Annotated in this window: 23 protein-coding genes; 16 read left to right on the forward strand and 7 right to left on the reverse strand. The window is 73.6% G+C overall.

All coding sequences use genetic code 11. The annotated features are described in order from the left end of the window. The first annotated feature begins 350 nt into the window (after positions 1-350). The 11 genes from G339_RS0104980 to G339_RS0105030 all read left to right on the forward strand — a co-directional run bounded on the left by G339_RS0104980 (position 351) and on the right by G339_RS0105030 (position 11,060). Positions 351-1,127 carry a Bax inhibitor-1/YccA family protein gene (locus G339_RS0104980; protein WP_026341142.1) on the forward strand — a complete coding sequence of 259 codons (777 nt, stop codon included), beginning with the start codon at positions 351-353 and terminating at the stop codon, positions 1,125-1,127. A gap of 161 nt (positions 1,128-1,288) precedes the next feature. Continuing rightward, positions 1,289-2,452: a sensor histidine kinase gene (locus tag G339_RS32580; protein ID WP_019629979.1), complete on the forward strand. Its 1,164-nt coding sequence runs from the start codon at positions 1,289-1,291 to the stop codon at positions 2,450-2,452. Further along, positions 2,449-3,561 (forward strand): hypothetical protein, encoded by a 1,113-nt coding sequence (locus G339_RS36415; protein ID WP_157407352.1) that lies wholly within the window; start codon positions 2,449-2,451, stop codon positions 3,559-3,561. Before G339_RS32580 ends, G339_RS36415 begins: the two co-directional genes overlap by 4 nt. After that, positions 3,537-4,202, forward strand: coding sequence for a response regulator (locus G339_RS40820; RefSeq protein WP_019629981.1), 666 nt, complete (start codon positions 3,537-3,539; stop codon positions 4,200-4,202). Before G339_RS36415 ends, G339_RS40820 begins: the two co-directional genes overlap by 25 nt. Positions 4,203-4,363: 161 nt before the next feature. Then, positions 4,364-4,483 (forward strand): lasso RiPP family leader peptide-containing protein, encoded by a 120-nt coding sequence (locus G339_RS38540; protein WP_019629982.1) that lies wholly within the window; start codon positions 4,364-4,366, stop codon positions 4,481-4,483. Between the two features lie 87 nt (positions 4,484-4,570). Continuing rightward, on the forward strand, positions 4,571-6,397 hold the full coding sequence (locus G339_RS32590; RefSeq protein ID WP_019629983.1) for an asparagine synthase-related protein: 1,827 nt from the start codon (positions 4,571-4,573) through the stop codon (positions 6,395-6,397). Next, complete coding sequence (locus G339_RS0105010) at positions 6,394-6,645, forward strand: lasso peptide biosynthesis PqqD family chaperone (protein WP_019629984.1); 252 nt, start codon at positions 6,394-6,396, stop codon at positions 6,643-6,645. The genes G339_RS32590 and G339_RS0105010 overlap by 4 nt, the downstream gene beginning before the upstream one ends. A 2-nt stretch (positions 6,646-6,647) precedes the next feature. Then, positions 6,648-7,631, forward strand: a complete 984-nt coding sequence (locus G339_RS39730; RefSeq protein ID WP_205625499.1) for a lasso peptide biosynthesis B2 protein — start codon at positions 6,648-6,650, stop codon at positions 7,629-7,631. Then, a complete protein-coding gene (locus tag G339_RS0105020; RefSeq protein WP_026341144.1) occupies positions 7,628-9,244 on the forward strand; it encodes a MauE/DoxX family redox-associated membrane protein in 1,617 nt (538 codons plus the stop codon). The genes G339_RS39730 and G339_RS0105020 overlap by 4 nt, the downstream gene beginning before the upstream one ends. Further along, the gene (locus G339_RS0105025; RefSeq protein WP_019629986.1) at positions 9,241-10,170 is read left to right on the forward strand and encodes a daunorubicin resistance protein DrrA family ABC transporter ATP-binding protein; all 930 of its coding nucleotides are present in this window, start codon (positions 9,241-9,243) and stop codon (positions 10,168-10,170) included. The genes G339_RS0105020 and G339_RS0105025 overlap by 4 nt, the downstream gene beginning before the upstream one ends. 143 nt (positions 10,171-10,313) lie before the next feature. Further along, positions 10,314-11,060 carry an ABC transporter permease gene (locus G339_RS0105030; protein ID WP_019629987.1) on the forward strand — a complete coding sequence of 249 codons (747 nt, stop codon included), beginning with the start codon at positions 10,314-10,316 and terminating at the stop codon, positions 11,058-11,060. Between the two features lie 434 nt (positions 11,061-11,494). Here the strand turns inward: G339_RS0105030 and G339_RS0105035 are convergent, their stop codons facing one another. Continuing rightward, positions 11,495-12,715 carry an acetyl-CoA C-acetyltransferase gene (locus G339_RS0105035; RefSeq protein WP_019629988.1) on the reverse strand — a complete coding sequence of 407 codons (1,221 nt, stop codon included), beginning with the start codon at positions 12,713-12,715 and terminating at the stop codon, positions 11,495-11,497. Positions 12,716-12,857: 142 nt separating this feature from the next. Beyond that, entirely contained in the window at positions 12,858-13,859 is a 1,002-nt protein-coding gene (locus G339_RS32600) for an SGNH/GDSL hydrolase family protein (RefSeq protein ID WP_019629989.1), read from the reverse strand. Positions 13,860-14,059: 200 nt separating this feature from the next. On the opposite strand from G339_RS32600, the gene G339_RS0105045 reads away from it, so the two are divergent. After that, positions 14,060-15,436 carry a cystathionine beta-synthase gene (locus G339_RS0105045; RefSeq protein ID WP_019629990.1) on the forward strand — a complete coding sequence of 459 codons (1,377 nt, stop codon included), beginning with the start codon at positions 14,060-14,062 and terminating at the stop codon, positions 15,434-15,436. A 2-nt stretch (positions 15,437-15,438) separates the two neighbouring features. On the opposite strand, the gene G339_RS0105050 is transcribed toward G339_RS0105045, so the two are convergent. Genes G339_RS0105050 through G339_RS36100 form a run of 3 tightly spaced genes read right to left on the reverse strand, consistent with a single transcriptional unit; the run spans position 15,439 to position 16,161 of the window. Then, positions 15,439-15,627: a hypothetical protein gene (locus G339_RS0105050; RefSeq protein ID WP_019629991.1), complete on the reverse strand. Its 189-nt coding sequence runs from the start codon at positions 15,625-15,627 to the stop codon at positions 15,439-15,441. Continuing rightward, positions 15,624-15,782, reverse strand: coding sequence for a hypothetical protein (locus G339_RS38545; protein WP_157407353.1), 159 nt, complete (start codon positions 15,780-15,782; stop codon positions 15,624-15,626). The genes G339_RS0105050 and G339_RS38545 overlap by 4 nt, the downstream gene beginning before the upstream one ends. Continuing rightward, entirely contained in the window at positions 15,763-16,161 is a 399-nt protein-coding gene (locus G339_RS36100) for a dihydrofolate reductase family protein (RefSeq protein ID WP_051107775.1), read from the reverse strand. The genes G339_RS38545 and G339_RS36100 overlap by 20 nt, the downstream gene beginning before the upstream one ends. Before the next feature lie 309 nt (positions 16,162-16,470). Here G339_RS36100 and G339_RS0105060 point away from each other — a divergent pair, with 309 nt between their 5' ends. Continuing rightward, positions 16,471-16,797, forward strand: coding sequence for a hypothetical protein (locus G339_RS0105060; RefSeq protein ID WP_026341146.1), 327 nt, complete (start codon positions 16,471-16,473; stop codon positions 16,795-16,797). Between the two features lie 194 nt (positions 16,798-16,991). Further along, positions 16,992-17,585, forward strand: coding sequence for an HD domain-containing protein (locus G339_RS0105065; protein WP_019629993.1), 594 nt, complete (start codon positions 16,992-16,994; stop codon positions 17,583-17,585). Between the two features lie 159 nt (positions 17,586-17,744). Here the strand turns inward: G339_RS0105065 and G339_RS0105070 are convergent, their stop codons facing one another. Beyond that, a complete protein-coding gene (locus G339_RS0105070; protein ID WP_019629994.1) occupies positions 17,745-19,904 on the reverse strand; it encodes an MMPL family transporter in 2,160 nt (719 codons plus the stop codon). A gap of 170 nt (positions 19,905-20,074) precedes the next feature. Between G339_RS0105070 and G339_RS0105075 the strand changes: the two genes are divergently transcribed. After that, positions 20,075-21,223: a cystathionine gamma-synthase gene (locus tag G339_RS0105075; protein WP_019629995.1), complete on the forward strand. Its 1,149-nt coding sequence runs from the start codon at positions 20,075-20,077 to the stop codon at positions 21,221-21,223. Positions 21,224-21,338: 115 nt separating this feature from the next. Continuing rightward, entirely contained in the window at positions 21,339-22,412 is a 1,074-nt protein-coding gene (locus tag G339_RS0105080) for an alpha/beta hydrolase (RefSeq protein ID WP_240489746.1), read from the forward strand. A gap of 40 nt (positions 22,413-22,452) precedes the next feature. Here the strand turns inward: G339_RS0105080 and G339_RS0105085 are convergent, their stop codons facing one another. Next, positions 22,453-22,914 (reverse strand): hypothetical protein, encoded by a 462-nt coding sequence (locus G339_RS0105085; protein ID WP_019629998.1) that lies wholly within the window; start codon positions 22,912-22,914, stop codon positions 22,453-22,455. Between the last annotated feature and the right edge of the window lie 6 nt (positions 22,915-22,920).

The raw sequence follows: 22,920 nt of genomic DNA on the forward strand, positions 1-22,920 counted from the left end.
CTCGCCTGGCGGCTCGCGGCCGTGCGCGCGCGGGCAACCCCCCGTGGTTTCCGTTGTTGTTCGGGTGTAGTCCCCTGTCGTGCCCGCCCCTTGGGGTGGTCACCCCCTTCGGTTGCTCGCCGTTCGCGGGGGTGGCTTCGCTTGCTTCGCTTCGGGGCCTTCTCGCGACCTCGTTCTTTAGGGTTCGGGTTGTGCTTCTTTGAGGGGTGCCGGTGTTTTTGCTGTTGGGTGTGGCTTTGTCCCGTCGGGTTCTTTTTCGGTGTCATAGGTCTCCTGGGAGCGGGGAACTAACGGCATTCGTGTGGCGTCTTGCGTTGTAGACCCCCAGTGGCAGTCCAGGTGGAGGAATCGTGCAGAGCAGCAACCCCGCGTTCCGGGGACAGACTTTTCGGCAGCGGGCGGGAGGTTACGGGTACGGCGGCGGGGTTCTGCCGAGGTCGTCAGCGCGGGTCGCGCGGGCCATGACGATCGACGACGTCGTCGTCCGCTCGTTCTTCACGCTCGGGACGCTGGTCGTCGCGGCGGCGCTCGCGTGGGCGTTCGTGCCGACCGCGTCCGCGCGGCCCGTGCTGACGATCGCGGTGATCGCGGAGATCGGGATCTGGGCGTTCATCACGTTCGGGCGGAAGGCGAACGCGCCGCTCGTGCTCGCTTTCGCGGCGGTGTACGGCGTCGCGGTCGGGATCATCAGCCACGCGTACAACGACGTCTACAACGGCGTCGTGTTCCAGGCCGTCGTCGGGACCGCGCTCGCGTTCGGCGCGACACTCGCCGTGTACGCGCTGCGCATCGTGCGGGTGACGCCGAAGTTCGTGCGGTTCGTCGTCGCGGCGGGGCTCGGGCTCGTCGGGCTGATGCTCGTCAACCTGCTCGTCTCGGCGTTCGGCTCGCCCGAGGGGATCGGCATCCGCGACGCGTCCAGCCCGCTCGCGTACGTGTTCAGCGTCGCCGCGATCCTCGTCGGCTGCTTCTTCCTGCTGCTCGACTTCGACGCCGTCGAGCAGGGCGTCCGGCAGGGCGTGCCCGAGAACTTCGCCTGGTACTGCGCGTTCGGCCTCACGCTCAGCCTCGTGTGGATCTACCTGGAGATCCTGCGGCTGCTGTCGTACTTCAGCGGACGCGACTGAGCGTCCCCCCACGACCGCCCGCCGCCGGAAGGCGGCGGGCGGTCGCACTGTCGGTGCTGTTACGTTCCGCTATCCGTCGTCGGATCTTCCGGGCAGGCCACGCCCTGGGATGGATACGGTGTGCGACTGAATCGCTCCGAAGTGTATCCGTGGGGGAAGTCTTGAGCGTTCTGCCCGGATGGGCGGCGGCGGGACCGGCGCAGCTCGGCGTGCGCCGCAAGTCCGTGCAGTTCATGGTCGTCCTCCGCGCGTCGAGCTGCGTCATGAGCGCCGTCGTCGCGTTCGCCGGGCGCAGCTCGGCCGCCCGGCCCGACTGGGTGACGGCCTGCGTCGTCGTCCTGGTGGCGTGGGGCGCGGTGTTCGTGGTCGCGATGCTCGCGGCGGGGCCGTCGGTGTGGCTGGCGTCCGGGGACGTCGCGGTCGTCCTCGCGCTGTGCGTGCTGCACCGGGCGCTCGTCCCTGATCAGGTGCTGCGCGCCAGCGCGGGCACGGGCTGGGTGGACGTCGTCGCCAGCAGCGGCGTCTTCGTCGCCCAGTTCTCGCTGCGGCAGCCGTTCGGGATGGCGGCGGCCGTCCTCACCGCCGCCGTGTACGCGGCGGGGACGCCGGGGTTGCGCGAGGCGCCGGCCGTCCTGGTGCTGCAGGGCGGGCTCGCCGCGACGCTCGTCGGGCTGCTGCGCCGCGAGGCGCGCGCCGCCGACCGCGAACTGGCCGACCGCGCCGCCGCGGCCGCCCGGGTGTCGGCGCGGGCGGCGGCCCGCGCGGACGAGCGCGACCAGCAGCGGCGGCTCCACGACACCGTCCTGGCGACCCTGACGATGGTCGGCGCGGGCGGCATCAACGGGTTCTCGCCGATCCTGTCGCTGCGCGCTGCCGCCGACCTCGGCGTCATCGAGGCGCTGCGCGCGGACGCGGGCGAGCCCGCGCCGACCGCGCGGCTCGACCTGGCGCTGCGGGCGGCGGCGGGCGCGCCGCGGCCCGGCCTGCCGCCGCTGCGCGTCGCGTTCGACACGCCGCCGTGCGAACTGCCGCGCGAGGTCGTCGGCGCGCTCGCGCGCAGCGTCGAGGAGGCGCTGACGAACGTCGCCCGGCACGCGGGGACGGACTCGGCCGAGATCCGCGTCGAGCAGGCGGCGGGCGTCGTCGTCACCGTCGCCGACGACGGGCGCGGGTTCGACCCGGCGGCCGTGCCCGCGCAGCGGAGGGGGCTGCGCGAGTCGGTCTGCGGCCGGATGCGCTCGGTCGGCGGGCGCGCGGAGGTCGTGACCCGACCGGGCGGCGGTACGCGCGTCGTGCTGCGGTGGCCCGCGCCGCGCCCCGCATGACGCGGGCGGCGGAGCGGCCCGTCGCGGTCCGGTACGCGCGGGCGTTCCGCTGGACGGTCATCGGGGTCGTCGCCGTCTGGCACCTCGGCTACGACGTCGTGATCATCGCGCGGAGCGTCGGCGGCTACGACCCGGTCGCGGCGGTGTTCGCCGCGTGGGTTCTGCTCGCCGCCGTCCAGACCGCGGGCGCGGTGCTGCTGCTGCGCTCCGAGCTGGACGCAGCGCGGGCCCGCGCGCTCGCGGCGGTCGCGCTGGCCGCCGGGGAGCTGGCGGGCGCGGCGTACCCGCCGGGCGCGGCGATCAGCGACGTGAGCTGGGCGGCCAACACCGTCGGATGGACGGGCGTGCTGCTGCTGGTGCGGCGCCCCCTCGGCGAACTGGGCGTCTTCATGGCGGTCGACGTCGGCTGCACGGCCGCGCACATGGCGGCGGACGGGACGCTCGGCCAGGTCGGCGCGACGCGGCTGATCACCGTCGCGTACACCACGGCGGGCATCCAGCTCATCTTCGCCTGGCTCGGCCGCCGCCTGCACGAGGCCGCCCGGCAGGCCACCGAGTCGGCGGGCCGCTGGTCGGCGGGCCTCGCGCGCAGCGCGGCGGAGGAGGCCGTCCACGCCGAGCGCCGCCGCCGCTACGAGTACCTCCAGGCGCGCGTCGAGCCGCTGCTGCGCGGGCTGGCGGAGGCGCGGCTGCGGCCGGACGACGACGCCGTCCGGCGGCGCACCGCGATCGAGGCGGCCCGGCTGCGCCGCCTGTTCGCCGAGACCGACGACACCCCGCACCCGCTGCTGCACGAGCTGCGGGCGTGCGCGGACGTCGCCGAGCGGCGCGCGGTGGCCGTCACGCTGCTCAGCTACGGGGACGTGCCGCCGCTGCCGACGCCGGTCCGGCGGGCGCTGGCCGAGGCGCCGCTGCTCGTCCTGGCGGGCGCGGCGAGCTGGGCGCGGCTCGCCGTCGTCGCCGGGCCGGACGAGGTCGTGGTCAGCGTCGTCGCCGACGCGGACGTGGAGGTACCGGTGCGCGCGGACGGCCCGCTGTCCGTCGTGCTCGACCGAGAGGAGGGCCGCCTGTGGGTGGAGACGCGGTGGAATCCGCCCGGATCGCCGTAGGCGTCATCGACGACCACCCGGTCGTCATCGAGGGCGTGCGGACGTGGCTGGCGCGCGATCCGGGGATCGAGGTCGGGCACGTCGCGGACACGGTCGAGGACGTGCCGTGCGGCCTGGACGTGCTGATCCTCGACCTGAACCTGCACGGCCGGCTCGTGCTGGACGAGCTGGCGCGGCTGGCCGCCGCCGGGCAGCGCGTCATCACGTTCTCCCAGTTCACCGAGCGGGAGATGGTGCTGGCGGCGCTGGACGCGGGCGCGTGCGAGTTCGTCGCCAAGAACGAGGGGAGCGCGCACCTGCTGGCGGCGGTCCGCACCGTCGCCGCCGACCGGCCGTACGTGACGCCGACCGCCGCCGGGGTGCTGGCCAGCGACCGGCGGCCGGACGCGGCGCCGCTGTCGGAGCGGGAGCGGACGGCGCTGCTGCTGTGGTTCCAGTCGATGTCGAAGGCGTCGGTCGCGCGGCGGATGGGCGTTTCGGTCCACACGGTCGAGATGTACGTGAAACGGGCGCGAGTGAAGTACGCGCGGGCGGGGCGGCCGGCACCGACGAAGGCGGACATGCTGGCGCGGGCCTTCGAGGACGGGCTGATCCGGCCGGACGAGATCGTGGGATATCGGTCCGCGGCGTCGACCGATTAACCGCCATTCCTGGATTTGTCGGGAATCGGTGTTCCTTGAACGGGGGTCATGCGACGCGGGGAACGGCCGCTTAACGTTATCGGCAGGCCACCGAACGGCGCAGGCAAAGCGTCCGGTGGCCGGAACCACCCATTCGATCACCCGAGAAAGAGGTGAGGGACATGCAGGCGTACGAACCGCCCGCGCTCGTCGAGATCGGCGACCTCCGCGAGGTCACGCTGGGCAAGGGCACCTGGGGCTGGGACAACGCCAACCAGTGCCTGTGGCTGCACTGCGTCTGACCGGACCGGGCCGGGGAACGTGACCTCCCGCATCGTTCCCCGGCCTCTCCACCGACCGTTCCGCCGACCGCGGCGTGAGGAGAGGCCATGCGATTCTTCGTCGTCCCCGACAGCGCGGCGGGCGAGGCCGCGGTGTCGTCGCTGCTCGGCCGCGAGGGGTCGCGGACGATCCCGCACGCGTCGGGGCGGCCGTGGATCGTCGGCCGCTGGGCCGACGACGAGGCCGCCTGGGCCGCCGCCGGCCGGCGGCGGATCGCGGTCCTCGGCCGCTCGGCGGCGACCCGGCCGTGGCTGGCGCGGTTCGCCGCCGGGCTCGGCGGGACGGCCGGGCTGGACGCGCTGTCGGCGGACCTGCCCGGCAGCTTCCACGCGGTCGCCGCCCTGGACGGCGTCACCGCCGTCCAGGGCAGCCTGTCCACGGTCCGGGAGGTCTTCCACGCCCGCGTCGGACCGGCGACCGTCGCGGCCGACCGGCCCGACGCGCTCGCCGCGCTGACCGGCGCCGACATCCGGGAGGACCTGCTGCCGATCCGGCTGCTGGCCCCGAGCCCGGTCTGGCCGCTCGCGGAACGCAGCCTGTGGAACGGCGTGGAGACCGTCCCGGCGGGGCACCGGCTGCTGCTCGAACCGGACGGGCGCGCGCGGACCGAACCGCGGCGCCCCCCGCCCGAGCCGGACGTCCCGCTCGCGGCGGGCGCGGAACGGGTCTGGCGCGCGCTCGCGGAGGCCGTCGCGGTCCGCGCGCACGGCCGGGGCGCGCTCAGCGCCGACCTGTCGGGCGGAATGGACTCCACCAGCGTGTGCTTCCTGGCGGCCCCGCACGTCGCGCGGCTGCGGACCGTGCTCCAGGAGTCCGCCGACCCGGGCAGCGACGACGGGCGGTGGGCCGCGCTCGCGGCCGCCGCACTGCCCAACGCGCAGCACGAGGTCCACCGGGCGGGCACCTATCCGGGCAACTTCGCCGGGCTGCTCGCGCCCGACCCCGACGTCGAGGGCCCGTTCCCCGCGCTGCGCGTCCGCGCGATGCTCGTCGAGCACGCCCGGCGGACCGCCGCCGCCGGGACCGACCGGCACCTGACCGGGTATGGCGGCGACGAGCTGTTCTATCCCGCGACCGGCTACCTGTGGGACCTGCTGCGCCGCGCGCCGCTGCGGGCCGTCCGGCAGGTCCGCGCGCACCGGTCGGTGTACCGGTGGCCGCTGCGGCCCACCGTTCGCGCGCTGCTCGACCGCACCTCGTTCGCCGACTGGCTCGGCCGCGACGTCGGCCGCGAGCTGACCGCGCCGATCCGGGGTGTCAACGACGCGCCGCTCGGCGGCTGGGGCGCGGCGCACCGGATGCCCGAGTGGGCGACGCCCGACGCGGTCGCCGCCGTCCGCGACGCGCTCACCGCGGCCGCGTCGGGCGCGGCGCCGCTGTCGCCGCTGCGCGGACGGCATCTGACGCTGCAGTGCGTCCGGGAGGGCGGGGCGCTGGTCCGCCGCGTCGACCGGCTCACCGCGCGGCACGGCGTCGCCACCGAGGCCCCGTTCCTGGACGACCGGGTCGTCGAGGCCGCGCTCGCGATCGACTACGCCGACACCGTCCGCGCCGACCGGTACAAGCCCGCGCTGGTCGAGGCGATGCGCGGCGTCGTCCCGGCCGCCAGCCTCGGCCGCCGCTCCAAGGCCGAGTTCAGCGCGGACGTCTACGCGGGCCTGCGGCGGCACCGCGCCGAACTGCTCGACCTGTGCGACGGGATGGCGCTGGCCGACCGCGGGCTCGTCGACGCCGCCGCGCTGCGCGAACTGCTGCTCGCCCCGCCGCCCTTCTCGCTGCGGCTGCTGCCGCTGCTCGGCACCTTCGCCTGCGAGGCGTGGCTGCGCTCGCTGCCCGCCGCCCGCTCCACCGCACCCCTGGGAGGGGTCCGATGAGACTGTCGCCCGACGTGACCGCCACCGAGACCGGCGCGGGACTGGTCCTGCTCGACGAGCGGACCGGCCGCTACTTCACCCTCAACCCCACCGGCCGCGCCGTCCTGCGGCTGCTGCTGGCGGGGCGCGGGCCGCAGGAGGCCGCCGCCGACCTCGCGCGGCGGTTCCCCGAGTTCGCCGACCGGATCGACCGCGACGTGGACGCGCTCGTCCGCTCGCTGCTCGCGGCCAAGGTGGTGGTCCCGTGACGATGCCGGTGACGTTGGAGGAGACGGGCCCCGTGCCGCTGCTGCACCGCGCGGCCGCCCGCCCGGCGGTCGCGCTGGCCGCACTGGTGGAGCGCCTTCCGCCGCGCCGGCTGCGCTGGGTGCTCGGCGTCGCCCGGTGCGGCGCGCGCCCGGCGAGCGCGGCCCGCACGCTGGCCGCGCGGCGCGCGGTCGTCGCGGTCAGCGTGCGCTGCGCCGGACAGGGCTGCCTGCGCCGCTCGATCGCGGTGGCGCTGCTGTGCCGGTTCGGCGGGACGTGGCCCGACTGGTGTACCGGGGTCCGCACCGACCCGTTCCGCGCCCACGCGTGGGTCGAGGCCGAGGGCGCGCCGATCGGCGAACCGGACGACACGCGGCTGTTCCACCTGACGATGACGGTCCGCGCCGCCACCCGCCGCCGACATCCCCGGGAACGTCCTTCCGGCGGCAGCCGCGCCGTCCGCAGCCGCATCCGGGGCACGCACGCTCGCGGAAAGCGGGGCGTCGGCGACTCCACCGAGGAGAGCCGCGCCGAGACGACCTCCGCCCAGGAGAGCCGCGCAGCGGAGAACCGCGCCGACGGTCGCCGCGCGGAGGGAAATCACGTGGAGGGAAGCCGCGCGGACAAGAGTCGCGCGGACAAGAGACGTGCGGGTGGGAGTCGCGCGGACAAGAGTCGCGCGGACAAGAGTCGCGCGGGCGGGAGTCACGCGGATGGAAGTCGCGCGGATGGAAGTCGCGCGGGCGGGAGTCACGTGGAGGGAAGCCGCGCGGGCGGGACTCGCGTGGGCGGGAGTCACGTGGAGGGAAGCCGCACGGACAGGAGCCGTGCGGACAGGAGCCGTGCGGGCGGCAGTGGCGCGGAAGGGATTCGCGCGGACAAGAGTCGCGCGGATGGGAGTCGCGCGGATGGGAGTCGCGCGGATGGGAGTCGCGCGGGCGGGAGGCGCAACGTGCGGAGTCGTGTCCGGGGGAGGTGGGGCCGGTGAGGGAGTACGCGGCGCTGGTCGCGCAGTGTTTGACGGCCGGGGTGTTCGCCGCCGCCGCGTTCGCCAAGCTGCGCGGCCGGGAGGACTTCGGCCGGTTCGTCATGACGGTGCGACGGCTGCTGATGCGCGACGGCCCCGCGACGACGGCGCTGGCGGCGGCGTTCGCGATTCTGGAGGCCAGCACGGCGGTCCTGGTCGCCGTCCCGGTCACCGCGCGGGTCGGCTTCTGGGTGGCGTCGGCGCTGCTCGCGCTGTTCGTCGGCGTGGTCTTCCGCGCGGTACGCGGCCGCGTCTTCGCCGAATGCGGCTGCTTCGGCCGCCGCAGCTCGATCATGAGCTACCCGCTGCTCGTCCGGAACATCGCCCTGCTCGCACTCGCCCTGGCGGGCGCGGCCCTGGCCGAACCACGCTCCCCCCTCGACCCCCTGGGCCACGCCGCAGCTCTGACCACCGGCCTCATCGCGGCATCAACCCTGCTCAGCGCCTACGACCGAACGGTAACGGCGATCCTCCACCGCATCCACACCGCCGACCTCCGCACCGCTCAGCAAACCCCCACCGACACAACTACCCCCGCCCCCGAGATCAACACCGACGCGACCTCCGGCGCCAACGCGCCCCCTGGGACCGACACGACCCCTAACACCGGCGCCACCCGCAGAGCTGACGCGACTTCCGGCGTCAATGCGACCCCCGGCGCTGACGCGGCCCCCGGGACCGACGCGGCCCCCAGCGCCGACGCCACTCGCAGAGCTGATGCGAGCCCCGGCGCCAACGCGGCGCGCGGCGCTGACGCGACGCCCGACGCCAACGCCGCCCCTGGAACCGACGCGGCCCCCAGCGCCGACGCCACTCGCAGAGCTGATGCGAGCCCCGGCGCCAACGCGGCGCGCGGCGCTGAGGCGACCCCCGACGCCAACGCCGCCCCCGGGACCGACGCGACCCCCGGGACTGACCCGATCCCTGGTACCGACGCAACCTACGGCACCGACGCGACCCTCGGCGCTGATGAGACCCTTGGCGCTGACGCGGCCCTTGGGACCGACGCCGTCCTCGGCGCTAACGCGGCCCTCGGCGCCGACGCGACTCTGGGTACCGACGCGGCCCGCGGCGCCGACGCGACCCCCGGCACCGACTTCATCTCCGGCGCCAACCCCATCCTCGACATCGACGCCAACGTCACCCCTGGCACCGACAACACCCCTGACACCGCCGCAATCTCCGGCACCGTAGCCACCCCCGGCCACGGCACCTGCCCGGACCCCAAGCCGACGTCCGGCACAGAGCCCACCGGTCACACGTCCGGCACGAACCCCACGTCCGGCACGAACCCCACGTCCGGCACGAACCCCACGTCCGGCACGAACCCCACCTCCGGCACGAACCCCACCTCCGGCACCAACCCCACCTCCGGCACCAACCCCACCTCCAGTAGTGACCCCACCTCCGGCACTGCCCATACCTCCGGCACCGACCCCATCTCCGGCGCCGGCCACACCCGACGCGCCGCATCGGGCCCGGCGGCCGAACTCCCGGCAGCCCGGCCCGCACCGGTCGTCGAGCGCGCCGTCGAGCACGCCGCACAGGACGTCGTCGGGGAGGGAACCGGATGAACGCCATCGAGGCGGTCGGGCTCGGGCGGCGGTTCGGGGCGGTCGCGGCGTTGGACGGGGTCGATCTGGCCGTGCCCGCCGGAAGCGTGCTCGGACTGCTCGGGCACAACGGGGCGGGGAAGAGCACGCTCGTCCACGTCCTGGCGACGCTGCTGCGGCCCACGTCCGGGACGGCGCGGGTCGCGGGGCACGACGTCGTCCGGCAGGCCGCGCGGGTGCGGCGGAGCATCGGCGTCACCGGGCAGCAGGCCACGCTCGACCTCACCATGTCGGGGCGCGACAACCTGCTGCTCGTCGCGCGGCTGCTCGGGGCCGGACGCCGCCAGGCCCGCGCCCGCGCCGACCACCTGCTGGACCTGTTCGGCCTCGCCGCCGCCGCGGACCGGCCCGCCCGCACCTACTCCGGCGGGATGCGCCGCCGCCTCGACCTCGCCGCCACCCTGGTGCGGCGGCCCGAGGTGCTGTTCCTCGACGAGCCCGGCACCGGACTGGACCCGGTCAGCCGCCTCGACCTCTGGGACATGGTGCGCCAGCTCACCGGCACCGGCACAACGGTCGTCCTCACCACCCAGCACCTGGAGGAGGCCGACCGCCTCGCCGACGCGATCGTCGTCCTCGCGGGCGGCCGGATCATCGCGTCCGGCTCGCCCGCGGACCTGAAAGCACGCGTCGGACGCCGCACCGCCACCGTCCAGCTCAGCACCGACCCCGACGCCGACGCGGCGGAGACCGCACTCCGCCGAGCAGACCTCCGACCGGTCCGCGACGGCCGAACCCTCACGACCGCCCTGACCCGCGACAGCGACCTCACCGCCGTCGTTCGCGCCTTGGACGCCGCCGCCGTGGAACCCGACCGCCTCACCGTCGCCGAACCCGGCCTCGACGAGGTCTACCTGGCACTGACCGCGCGGACGGAGGCCCGATGACCGCCCCCGCAGCTCCCTCCACCGCCGACGACCCTGGGAGCCCCCCGGCCAACGCCGCCGGGCGATCTCGAGCCGATGCCCGTGGATTGTCGTTCGGGGAGTCGGGTGGATGGTGCGGGATCGGGGCGGGGGCGCAGGTCCGGGTGCTCACGGCTCGGTCGGTGCGGGCGTTCGTCGCGGATCGGCGGTTGCTGGTCGTCAGCCTGATCGAGCCGCTGGTGATGTTGACGGCGTTCGGGCAGGTGCTGTCCGGGCTCGCGCATGCGCCGGGGTTTCCGGCGGGGGTGCGCTATCTCGACTTCCTCCTGCCCGCGCTGCTGCTCACGACCGCGTTGCAGAGCGGGGTTCAGGCCGGGACCGGACTGGTGGACGACCTGCGCGGCGGGTTGCTCACGCGGTTGCGGACGATGCCCGTCCAGCCCGTCGCGGTGCTCGTCGCGCGCAGCCTGGACGGGTTGGTGCGCGGTACGTTGCGGCTCGTCATCCTGCTCACGCTGGCCCGGTGCGTGTTCGGGCACCGGCCGACCGGGGGCGCGGTCGGGCTGGCGGCGGCCGTCGCGCTGTGTCTGGCGGTCGGGTGGAGCCTGGGCTGGGTGTTCATCGCGCTGGCCTGCTGGATCGACCGCGCCGAGCCGCTGCACGCCGCCGCCGGGCTGGTGATGTTCCCGCTGATGTTCGCCTCGGACGCGTTCGTCCCCGTGGCGGGGCTGCCCGAGTGGCTGCGCTGGATCGCCCGCGCCAACCCCGTCACCTACGGCATCGACGCCGCACGCGACCTGTCCCTCACGGGCACCGCAGGCCCCGGCGTCCTCGCCGCCGTCATCACCGGCCTGGCCGTCGCGACCCTGATGATCCCCCTCGCCGTACGCGGCCTGGCCCGCCCCCGCTGACCCCTACCCGCGACCCGCGTTCCCGACTGCGTCCCGTGCTGACAGCATCGACGCCACACATGGCCCAACGCCCACCGGCGTCGGGTTCCTTGGCGTCCTCGCCACCGGCTCGGCCGTCGCGACTCTGGCGTTACTCTCGCCGTCCGCAGTCTGCCTGAAAGGCCCGGCGCCGAGAGGCCCGGCACCGGCAGCTCGGCACCCACGCGCCCGGCGTCCACACGCCCGGCGTCCACACGCCCGGCGTCCACACGCCCGGCGTTCACGGGCCCGCCGTCCACGTGCTTGCCGTCCACGGGCCCGGTACCCACGGGCTCAGCAGCCAGATGCCCGGCGCCCGTCGGCGTCGGCGCGGGCGCTTCCGAGGTCGCTGCCCGGGAAGGAGAACGGCCCCCGTTGGTGCGTCGGGGGCCGTTCTCAGGGGCGAGCAGAAGGGGTCAGCTCAGGCGCTCCAGCACCATCGCCATGCCCTGGCCGCCGCCGACGCACATGGTCTCCAGACCGAACTGCTTGTCGTGGAACTTGAGGCTGTTGATCAGCGTGGAGGTGATGCGGGCGCCGGTCTGGCCGAAGGGGTGACCGATGGCGATGGCGCCGCCGTTGACGTTCAGCTTGTCGATGTCGATGCCCAGCTCGTCGGCGGACGGGAGCACCTGCGCGGCGAACGCCTCGTTGATCTCGACGAGGTCGATGTCGTCGATGGTCAGGCCGGCCTTGGCGAGGGCCTTGCGGGACGCCTCCACCGGGCCGAGGCCCATGATCTCCGGGGACAGGCCCGTCACGCCCGTGGACACGACGCGCGCGAGGGGCGTGATGCCCAGCTCGGCGGCCTTGGTGTCGCTCATGACGATGACGGCGGCGGCGCCGTCGTTCAGCGGGCAGCAGTTGCCGGCCGTGATGGTGCCGTCCGGGCGGAACACCGGCTGGAGCTGCGACACCTTCTCGTAGGTGGTGCCGGGCCGGGGGCCGTCGTCGGCGCTCACGACGGAGCCGTCGGGCAGCGTCACCGGGGTGATGTCCTGCTGCCAGAAGCCGTTGGCGAGGGCCTTCTCGGCGAGGTTCTGGGAGCGGACGCCGAACTCGTCCTGCGCCTGGCGGCTGACGCCCTTGAGGCCCGCGACGTTCTCGGCGGTCTGCCCCATCGCGATGTAGACGTCCGGGATCTGGTCGTCCTCGCGCGGGTCGTGCCACACGCCCGCGCCGCCCTCGGCGGTCTTGGCGGTGCGCGCCTTGGCGTCGTCGAACAGCGGGTTCTCGGTGTCGGGGAGGCCGTCGCTGCTGCCCTTGACGAAGCGGCTGACGGTCTCGACGCCCGCGGAGACGATGACGTCGGCCTCGCCGGCCTTGATGGCGTGCAGCGCCATGCGGGTGGTCTGGAGCGAGGACGAGCAGTAGCGCGTGATGGTCGCGCCGGGCACGCTGTCCCAGCCGAGCAGCACGGACACCACGCGGCCCATGTTGTAACCCTGCTCCCCGCCGGGGAGGCCGCAGCCGAGCAGCAGGTCGTCGATGTGGCTCGCGTTGAGCTGCGGGACCTTCTCCATCGCGGCGCTGACCATCTGCGCGGTCAGCAGGTCACCGCGCATGTCCTTGAGCGACCCCTTGAACGCGCGGCCGATCGGCGAGCGCGCGGTTGCGACGATGACTGCCTCGGGCATGTCGGGTACTCCCTAGTCGTTGGCCTTGGGCGGCGACCTGTGTTACTTGCCGGTCACCTTGAATCTAGCGTTCCCCGGACCGGCGCGTACATATCGGGTGGACCACATCGTTGACACTCAGTCCAACAGTGGAGTGAGCGGATCACGCCGTCGGCGCGGCCTCCACCTCGTCGCGCGGCACCTGCCCGCGCCGCAGCAGCGTCGCCCACCGGCCGCGCGGCCCCCGGTCGCGCCCGGCGACGTGCGTTCCGGCGACCTCGGTGCCCGGCTCGTCCGCCGCCTCCGCCGCCGCGAGGTACACCGGCAGGACGCCCATGCCGCGCCGCGGGTCGGGCAGCGCCTCCGGCTCGGGCTCCAGGTCCAGCGCCGCCGCCATCGACGGCAGCACCGCCGCCGCGGCGGCCGCGTAGCCGCGCGCGGACGGGTGGTACCGGTCCGCGCTGAACATCTCCAGCGGGTCCGCCGCGAACTCGCGGCCGAGCAGGTCGCCCAGCGACACCGACCGCCCGCCGCGCTCGACCACCACGATCGTCTGCGCGGCGGCGAGCCGCCGGCTGGCGTTGCGCGCGACCCAGCGCAGCGGCTGCCACAGCGGCTTCACCGAGCCGAGGTCCGGGCACGTTCCGACGACGACCTGGCAGCCCGCCTCGCGCAGCTTCTCCACGGCCGCCGCGAGGTACCCGACGGACTCGGCGGGCGACACCCGCGCCGTCACGTCGTTCGCGCCGATCATGATGACGGCGACGTCGGGCCGCGCCGCGAGCGCCTGCTCGACCTGGCCGGGCAGCGCCGCCGACCGGGAACCCGACAGCGCGACGTTCGTCAGCCGGACGGGCCGCCCCGCGATGGCCGACAACCCCGCCGCCAGCAGCGCCGCCGGGGTCTCGTCGGGCTCGTGGACGCCGAGCCCCGCCGCCGTGGAGTCGCCGAGCATGACGAACGACAGCGGCTCGCCGGGCCCGGAGCCGTACAGGCCGTCCGCGACGGGCGGCGGCGCGCTCGGCGTCGCCTGGATGAGCTTCTTCGCCATCCGCGCCTCGACCACCAGCAGCCCGACCGTCAGGCCGCCGACGGCCGTGATCCCCCCGCCGCCGTACGCGGCCGCCGCCGCGATCCGCCGTGCCCGCAGAGCCCTCAGCAACATCCCGCTACCTCCCGCCAGCGCCCCCCGTACGGTGGTGATGCCCGCGAACGCCGTTCTGGGCTACCGTCGGGAATTGGAATCTATCCGGTTTCGCATCCCCGGCTTCCGCAGTACACGCGGGCCGAACAGGGACGCATCGCGAGGAAACGTACGGCGCGGCCCGACCCGGGGGCGCCTCGGACCGTCAGGGGGACCGCCCGGTGCAGGTGAACGATTCGCTCGTCGAGCTGATGGGGAACACCCCGCTGGTCCGGCTGCGCAGCGTCGTCGCGTCGCCGAGCCCGCAGGTGCTGGCCAAGGTCGAGTACTTCAACCCCGGCGGCTCGGTGAAGGACCGCATCGCCGTCCGGATGATCGACGCGGCGGAGGCGTCCGGGGAGCTGGCGGCGGGCGGGACGATCGTCGAGCCGACGTCCGGGAACACCGGCGTGGGGCTGGCGATCGTCGCGCAGGAGCGCGGCTACCGGTGCGTGTTCGTCTGCCCCGACAAGGTCGCCCGCGACAAGATCGACGTGCTGCGCGCGTACGGCGCGGAGGTCGTCGTCTGCCCGACCGCCGTCGCGCCCGACCATCCGGAGTCGTACTACTCGGTGTCCGACCGGCTCGCCGCCGAAATCCCGAACGCGTGGAAGCCGAACCAGTACGCGAACCAGAACAATCCGCGTTCCCACTACGAGACGACCGGCCCGGAGATCTGGAAGCAGACGGACGGCGCGGTCACCCACTTCGTCGCGGGCATCGGCACCGGCGGCACCATCACCGGCACCGGCCGCTACCTCAAGGAGGTCTCCGGCGGCCGCGTCCAGATCATCGGCGCGGACCCGGAGGGCTCGGTGTACTCCGGCGGCAGCGGCCGCCCGTACCTCACCGAGGGCGTCGGGGAGGACATCTGGCCGGACACCTACGACCGGACGATCTGCGACGACGTCATCGCGGTGTCCGACAAGGACTCGTTCCTCATGACGCGCCGCCTCGCCCGCGAGGAGGGCCTGCTGGTCGGCGGCTCCTGCGGGATGGCCGTCGTCGCCGCGCTGCGCGTCGCCGAGACCGCGCCGCCCGACTCGGTGATCGTCGTGCTGCTCCCGGACGGCGGCCGCGGCTACCTCAGCAAGATCTTCAACGACTCCTGGATGGCCGAGTACGGGTTCCTCACCCCGTCGACGGAGGAGGCGCGCGTCGGCGACGTCCTCACCCGCAAGGGCGGGACGCTGCCGGAGTTCGTCCACGTCCACCCGCACGAGAGCGTGCGGACGGCCATCGACATCATGCGCGAGTACGAGGTGTCGCAGCTCCCGGTGATGAAGGAGGAGCCGCCGGTCATGGCGGCCGAGGTCGTCGGGTCGATCGTGGAGAGCGACCTGCTGGACCTGCTGGTCAAGGGCCGGGAGAAGCTGGCCGAGCCGCTGGAGTCGCACATGTCGCCGCCGCTGCCGACGATCGGGTCGGGGGAGCCGGTGAGCCGGGCGGTGGAGCTGCTGGAGTCGTCCGGCGCGGCGGTCGTCCTGGTGGACGGCAGGCCCAAGGGGCTCGTCACCCGGCAGGACCTGATCGCGTTCCTGGCCGCCGCGTCCGCCTGACGTCAGTCGTCCCGCGTCGGGGCGGGGTCGTCGTGCTTGGGCGGGAGCCAGCCGGTGCCGTCGCAGGGGCGGCAGTTCTCCGGCGACACCGCGCTGACGATCTCGCCCGCCTGGACGGCCGCGCGCGGCACGGGGCGGACGCCCGCGCCGCCGCAGGACGGGCAGAGCATGTGCAGCCCGGCGGGGATCATCGCGGGATCACCCCGGCGCCCCGGCAGCCCTTGCACTCCTCGGTGACGGGCTGCGTCACCGTCGCCGGGCGGCCGTCGCCGGCGGTCACGTCGCGGCGGCGCTCGACGGTGACGGTCCCGCGGCCGCCGCATCGCTCACACCCGGTGTAAGGCATGCCTGGACGCTACGTCAGCGGCGGCGATCTTTGCGAACCCTTGACGTAAGACGCGGACGGACCACCGCGAGACGACCGTTTCCGGCGGAGCGGACCGTCCCGACCGCCGTCTCACGGGCGGACGCGGAAGCGGTGGGTCGTGGACGTCCCGGTGTTCCAGCGGGCGACGGGCGAACTGCGGGCCGCGCCAGCCGCCGCCGAACGGCTCGCCCGCCTTCTCAGTGCCGCGGTGCGGGTCGTCGCCGCCGAAGGTGGTCCGGCCGACGAGCAGCGCGCCGATCGTCGCGACGACCTCGTCCATCGCCGGATCGGGACCGGGGAATTCGGTGAGCCAGGACATGTCCCCGCCCGGGCCGGCGATGCAGCCGTCCAGGGACATCGTGGCCGCCTAGAGCATTCGTGCCATTCTCGCCTCCGCTGTTCGTGGTGCTCCTGGTGACTTCTGGTGACGCACGAATTCAGCGGTCTTTTCGCCGGAACCCGTTCGGCGCGCGGTGCGTCTTATCGGCGCTCCTGTGCGGCTCATCCGGACGCGGCTGCGCCGCTGACCCTGTCGACTCCGGGATTGATCGCCATGACCCTTCCCCGTGCGACGCGCGGCCGCCTCGCCGCCCTGACGCTCCCCTTGATCCTCCTCGTTTCCGGATGCGGCTCCGACGACGGTCACGTGTGTCCGATGATCAGGCGGATGAGCAGCATCACGGTCGGTGCCGAGCCGTACGCCGCCGCCCACCCCGAGGCCCGGCGCCTGTGCGCGGCGAACCGGTGCGTCCCGATCACGGCGCGTTCGCCCGGCGGGCCGAGCGCGACGGGCGACGGCGGGCCGGGGATCAGCCTGCCGTACGACGGCGAGCCGATACGGCTCCGGGTCATCGTGACGACCGCCGACGGCGTCGCCCTGGTGAACCGCCCCGTGACCGCGAAGGCCCACCGCGTCGGCCCGAAGGGCTGCCCCGCGATCACCTACGAGGGGTCCGTCACGGTGACCCGCGACGGTTCGGTACGCACGAGCTGACCGCTTCGCTGTCAGCCGCCGCGCGCAAAGTGCCTCAGCGCGAGTGCGTTACCCGGCTGGGGAAGCGACGCCGGAGGCGAGCTTCCCCAGCCAGATCGCGAAGCGATGCCGCGCTCGCACAGGCCCGGTGAGGCCCGAGCCGCCAGGCGAGGGCCGCAGGCCGGGACTTCATAAGTAACGCCTAGACTCGCGGGATGCGCATTCCGTCGGACGTGGAGATCCGCGCGCTGCACATGAAGTACGCGCCGACGCGAGCGGCGTTCGACCTCGTGTTCACGCACTGCGAGATCGTCCGGGAGATCGCCGACCAGCTTCTCGCCCGCGCGTCCGGCTTGGACGCCGACCTGGTGCGGGCGGGCTGCCTGCTGCACGACATCGGCGTGTACCGGCTGTACGGCCCGGACGGGCGGTTCGACGGCGCGGACTACATCCGCCACGGCGTCCTCGGCCACGAAATCCTCGCCGCCGAAGGCTTCACTGAAGAACTGTGCCGCTTCTGCTCCTGCCACACCGGAATGGGCATCACCCGCGCCGACGTGGAACGCCAGGGCCTCCCGCTTCCCCTAGCCGACTACGTCGCGCAAACGGACGAGGAAGAACTCGTCATGTACGCCGACAAGTTCCACAGCAAGACCACCCCGCCGACGTTCGTGAGCGGCCCGACCTTCCTCACGCACGTCCGCCGCTTCGGCGAGGACAAGGTGACCGAGTTCGCCCGCCTCACCGAAAAATTCGGCACCCCCGACCTGACCCCCGTCGTAACGGCCCACGGCCACACCCTGACCTGACTCAGCGCGGCGCCGGTGACCGACTCGGAAGACGCACCCCATCGGGTGGAACGTTCCGAAGGCAAGCGGCACGGGGGCGAAGGAAAAGCCCCCCGGTGCCGAATGAGGCGCCGGGGGGCTTCAGCGGGGCGGCCGGGCGGGGCCGTCCCTGTCGGGGAGTCAGCGGCGGGCCATCTCCGGGAGGCGGTCGTCGTGGGGGCCGGTCGAGGCGTCCTTGCGTGGGGCGTCGCCGTGGCCGGGCCACCAGGCGACGTGTCCGAGCAGGGCCGTCAGGCCGGGCACGAGGAACAGCGACATCACGAACGCGGCGATCGAGATGCCCAGCGCCACCGAGAAGCCCATCTGCTGGAGGAAGGACACCTTCGCCAGCATCATCACCGAGAACGTCCCGGCGAGGATGAGCCCCGCCGCCGCGACGGTCGGGCCGCCGTGGCGGACGGCCAGCTCGGCCGCCTTCTTCGGCGGGTGGCCGTTCTTGGCCTCCTCGCGGAGCCGCGCCGTCATGAGGATGTTGTAGTCCGTCCCGATCGCCAGCACGAACAGGTAGAGGATGATCGGGAGCTGGAACGTCACCCCGTCCTCGCCCATGCCGTCCTGGAAGGTGAAGACGGCCGCGCCGAGCGTGGACCCGAAGCCGAGCAGCACCGCCGCGACCAGGTACACCGGTGCGACCACCGACCGCAGGAGCAGCGCGAGGATCAGCGCGATGAGCGCGGCCGCGACGGGCAGCGTCACCGACAGGTCCCGGTTGTTGACGGTGTTGATGTCGGCCCACAGGGCCGTCTCACCGCCGACGTAGGCGCGCACTCCGTCCGGGGCCGCCTTGTGGACGGCGGGCGTCAGCTCGTTCTTGAGCAGCGTCACCGACTCGTTGGAGACCGGGTTCTTCTTCAGCAGCAGGTCGACGCGGGTGACGCTCCTGTCGCCCGGCGCGGGGATCGGGTCCTGCACCTTCCCGACGCCCGGCGCACCGGTCACGGCGGTCTGGAACTGCTTGACCTGCGCGTCCGTCACGGGCGATCCGTCGTCGGTCTTCAGCAGCACCTGGACGGGCTTGGTGAGGCCGGGCGGGAAGCCCTTCTCCATGTCCTTGGTGGCCTGCGCGGACTCGGTGTCCTGCGGGAACCCGGACGCGAAGTCGTAGTTGGCCTTGAAGGAGAACACCCCGAGCGCGAGGACGACCATGATGCCGCCCGCGGCGAGCGCGGCGAGCCACGGCCGCCGGCCGACGCCGCGCCCGACGGCGGCGGAGATCCGCGCCTTGGGCTGCTTCTTCCACGCCTTGGACGGCCAGAACACGGCCGTGCCGAGCAGCGAGATGATCGCCGGGAACAGGGTCAGGGACGTGATGCCCATGAACACGACCGCGATGGCCAGCGACGGACCCCACGCCTTGAACGCGCCGAACGTCGCGAGGAGCAGGACGAGGAACGTCACGGCGATGGCGGCGGCGGCCGAGGCGATGACCTCGCCGACCCGCGTCACCGCGGTGATCATCGCGGTCTTCTTGTCCTCGCCGGCCCGTAGCCGTTCGCGGTACCGGAACAGCAGGAACAGGTAGTAGTCGGCGCCGACGCCGAACAGCACGATCAGGATGATGATGCTCAGGCTGTCGTCGCCGGAGAAATTGAACGCCTTGGACGCGAGGCCGATGAGGCCGGTCACGACCTGCATCGTCGCCATGATCACGACGATCGGCAGCACGGCGGCGATGGGCGCCCGGAAGATCAGCAGGATCAGCCCGATGATCAGGACGAACGTCGCGATGCCGACGATCTCCAGGGACTGGTTGAACGAGTCCTCGTTGTCGACGAACCCGGCGACGTCACCGCCGACCTTCGCCTCCAGCCCGCTGCCGGACAGCAGCTTGGGCAGTTGGACCCGGATGTCCTTCACCGTGTCGGACTGCTTCTTCTGCGCGTCGCTGTCGAGGCCCTTCATCGGCACCGACACGACCTCGACGGCCTTGTTCGGGGCGACGGACTCGGGCGACGCGGCGACGCCGGTCACGGTCGGGTACTTCTTCGCGTCCAGCGCCTTGGCGACCGTGCCGACCTTGGCGACGTCGGCCTGCGTCAGGGCGTGCCCGTCGGAGCGCTTGACGATGACGAGCGTCAGCGAGTCCGCCTGCTGCGGGAACGCCTTCTGCGCGATCTTCGTGGCCTGCGCGGACTCGTACTTGGAGGGAAGGAAGTCGGCCTGGTCGGAGTTCGTCGAGAGCTTCGGCGCGAAGGCGATCACGACGGCCGCGACGACCAGCCAGCTCAGGATGGTCCACCACGGATGTCGCACGACGAAGCGCGCGAGACCAGCGAACATGCTCGGTCCTTATGTTTGAGGGGGGTTGGGCGACTCCACCAACGGTAAAGAACGATCAGTTCCGGCGACTCACCCCAGAAGCGCATCTTCGACGTGCTACCAGGGGCGTACGCGCCTCATCCTCCGGGAGGGCGGCGGGCCGCCCGGTCTCAGTCGCTAGCCTCATACGCATGGACAACGACGTGCGGCGTTCCTTCGAGACGCTGGCCATCCACGCCGGGCAGGAACCGGACCCGACGACGGGCGCGGTCGTCCCGCCGATCTACCAGGTGTCGACGTACAAGCAGGACGGCATCGGCGGCCTGCGCGGCGGCTACGAGTACTCGCGCTCGGCCAACCCGACCCGGACGGCGCTGGAGTCGTGCCTGGCCGAGCTGGAGGGCGGCGCGCGCGGGCTGGCGTTCGCGTCCGGCCTGGCGGCCGAGGACGCGCTGCTGCGCGCGGTCTGCAAGCCCGGGTCGCACATCGTCATCCCGAACGACGCGTACGGCGGCACGTACCGGCTCATCGCGAAGGTCGCGGAGCCGTGGGGCGTGTCGTTCGACCCGGTACCGCTCGGCGACGTCGCGGCGGTGCGCGCGGCGATCCGCCCGGAGACGGCGCTGATCTGGGCGGAGACGCCCACCAACCCGCTGCTCGGCATCGCCGACATCGCGGTGCTGGCGAGCGTCGCGCACGAGGCGGGCGCGCTGCTGGCCGTGGACAACACGTTCGCGTCGCCGTACCTGCAGCGTCCGCTGGCGCTCGGCGCGGACGTCGTCGTCCACTCGACGACGAAGTACATCGGCGGCCACTCCGACGTCGTCGGCGGCGCGCTGGTCGCGGCCGACCGCGTGCTGGGCGACCAGCTCGCGTTCCACCAGAACGCGATGGGCGCGGTCGCGGGGCCGTTCGACGCGTGGCTGACGCTGCGCGGCGTGAAGACGCTCGCCGTCCGGATGGACCGGCACAGCGCGAACGCCGAGCGCATCGCGGCGATGCTGGACGCGCACCCGAAGGTCCGCGAGGTCCTGTACCCGGGCCTGCCGTCGCATCCCGGCCACGACGTTGCGGTTAAGCAGATGGCGCGGTTCGGCGGCATGGTGTCGTTCCGGATGGGCTCGGAGGACGAGGCCGTCCGCGTCTGCGAGAGCACGAAGCTGTTCACGCTCGGGGAGTCGCTGGGCGGCGTCGAGTCGCTGATCGAGCACCCGCACCGGATGACGCACGCGTCGGCGGCGGGCTCGCCGCTGGAGGTCCCCGCCGACCTGGTCCGCCTGTCGGTCGGCATCGAGGACGCGGGCGACCTGCTCCGCGACCTGGAACGTGCCCTGAGCTGATCCGGCCCCCGCCCGGCGAGCCGGGCGGGGATCAAACCGGCTGTCCTCCCCGCCCAAAACTTGATCAAACATCTATGCTGGTGCGCGCCAGGTTCCCTCCAGGAAAGGGCCGGGAGTGCGCAAAGCAGTGGTGTGCGGCGCGGCGTTGGCCGCGACGTGCGTCTCCGTGGTGGTGTGGTCGCCGCAGGCCGCGCCCGCGGAGCCTTCCCCCGCGACGATCAGCCCGGCGGCCGCGCCGGGCACGGCGGCCGACACCGCGCGGACGCGGCGGTCGCCGGACCGCGCGGACGGGTCGGTGACCTCGGGGTCGGCCGTGATGGTGACGCCGAGCCTGCCGAAGTTCGGCACGTACTCCTTCGGGCACGACAGGCGGCAGCGGATCGACGCGTACTGGCGGCCGACCGCCAAGGACGCCAGGCCGAAGACCGACGCCGGGGACGACCGGCGCGTCGCCGTCAGCACGGCGCCGGGGGAGAAGCCCCGCCCCGCCGTCCTGCTGCTGCACGGCGGGTACTGGCTGGAGGGCGACAAGAGCGGCTGGACGTACTTCGCGCGCCGCCTCACCGACGAGGGCTTCGCGGTGTTCGCGTCCGACTACCGCCTCGCCGGGACGGGCGCGGACGCGGTGTGGCCCGCGCAGCGCGACGACGCGCTGTCGGCGCTGGAGTTCGTGAAGAAGAACGCCGGGCGCTGGAACGTCGACCCGGACAGGATCGTGGTGGTGGGCTCGTCGGCGGGCGGGATGCTCGCGACGCAGCTCGGCACGTACGGCGAGGGCGGGTCGCTGGTGCGCGGCGTGGTCGCGCTGTCGCCCGTCAACAACCCGTACCTGGCGTACGAGGACGGCGGCGTGCCGACGGCCGACGCGCGGCAGCGCAAGCTGCGCCGCGCCGTCATCGACCTGGTCGGCTGCACGCCGTCGCCGGAGGACGAGGAGTGCTGGAGCCGCGTCACCGACGCCGACTCCGCGACGCACGCGTCCACCGGGGACGCGCCGATGCTGCTCATGCACGCCGCCGACGACTTCGTGCCAGTCGCGCACAGCACCGGCCTGGCGAGCGCGCTGCGCGCGGACGGGGTGAGCGTCACGGTGAAGACGGTCCCGCACGTCGGGCACGGCACCGGGCAGCTCACCGACCCGCAGGTCTACCCGCGCATCCTGGCGTTCCTGAAGGCGCGCACGCGCTGACCGGGGACCGGCCGGGCCGCCGCGCGGCCCGGCCGGTCGCTCAGTGCCAGACCATCAGGACGAGGATCACGATCCACAGCAGCGCGACGATGCCGGAGATCGCGGCGATCCGGCCGCGCTCGACGGCCGCGACGTCGCCGGACGGCGCGGCCGCCTCGTCGTCTTCGGCGGCGGGCGCCTTCGCGTCGGTCAGCAGCTTGACGGCCTTGCCCTGGTCCCGCGCGATGACGAGCAGCAGCACCAGCGCCACGATGAACAGCGTCATCGACGCCGACAGCCACGCCTGCGCGAACTTCCCGGACGCCAGGAACAGGCCGAACAGCAGCACCCCGAGCGACCCGAGGCCGTAGATCTGCGTCGTCCGCTGCAGGTAGTGGACGACGGTCGCGTTGCCCTGCCGGATGTAGCGCGGCGTGGACATCGTCGCGGCCGTCAGCGGGCCGAGCGTGAAGATCGCGAAACCGATGTGGAGGATGAGCAGGAGGCGATCGGAGCTGGACATGCTGCC

This window comes from Actinomadura atramentaria DSM 43919 (genome assembly GCF_000381885.1).
In the GTDB taxonomy this organism is placed as follows: domain Bacteria; phylum Actinomycetota; class Actinomycetes; order Streptosporangiales; family Streptosporangiaceae; genus Spirillospora; species Spirillospora atramentaria.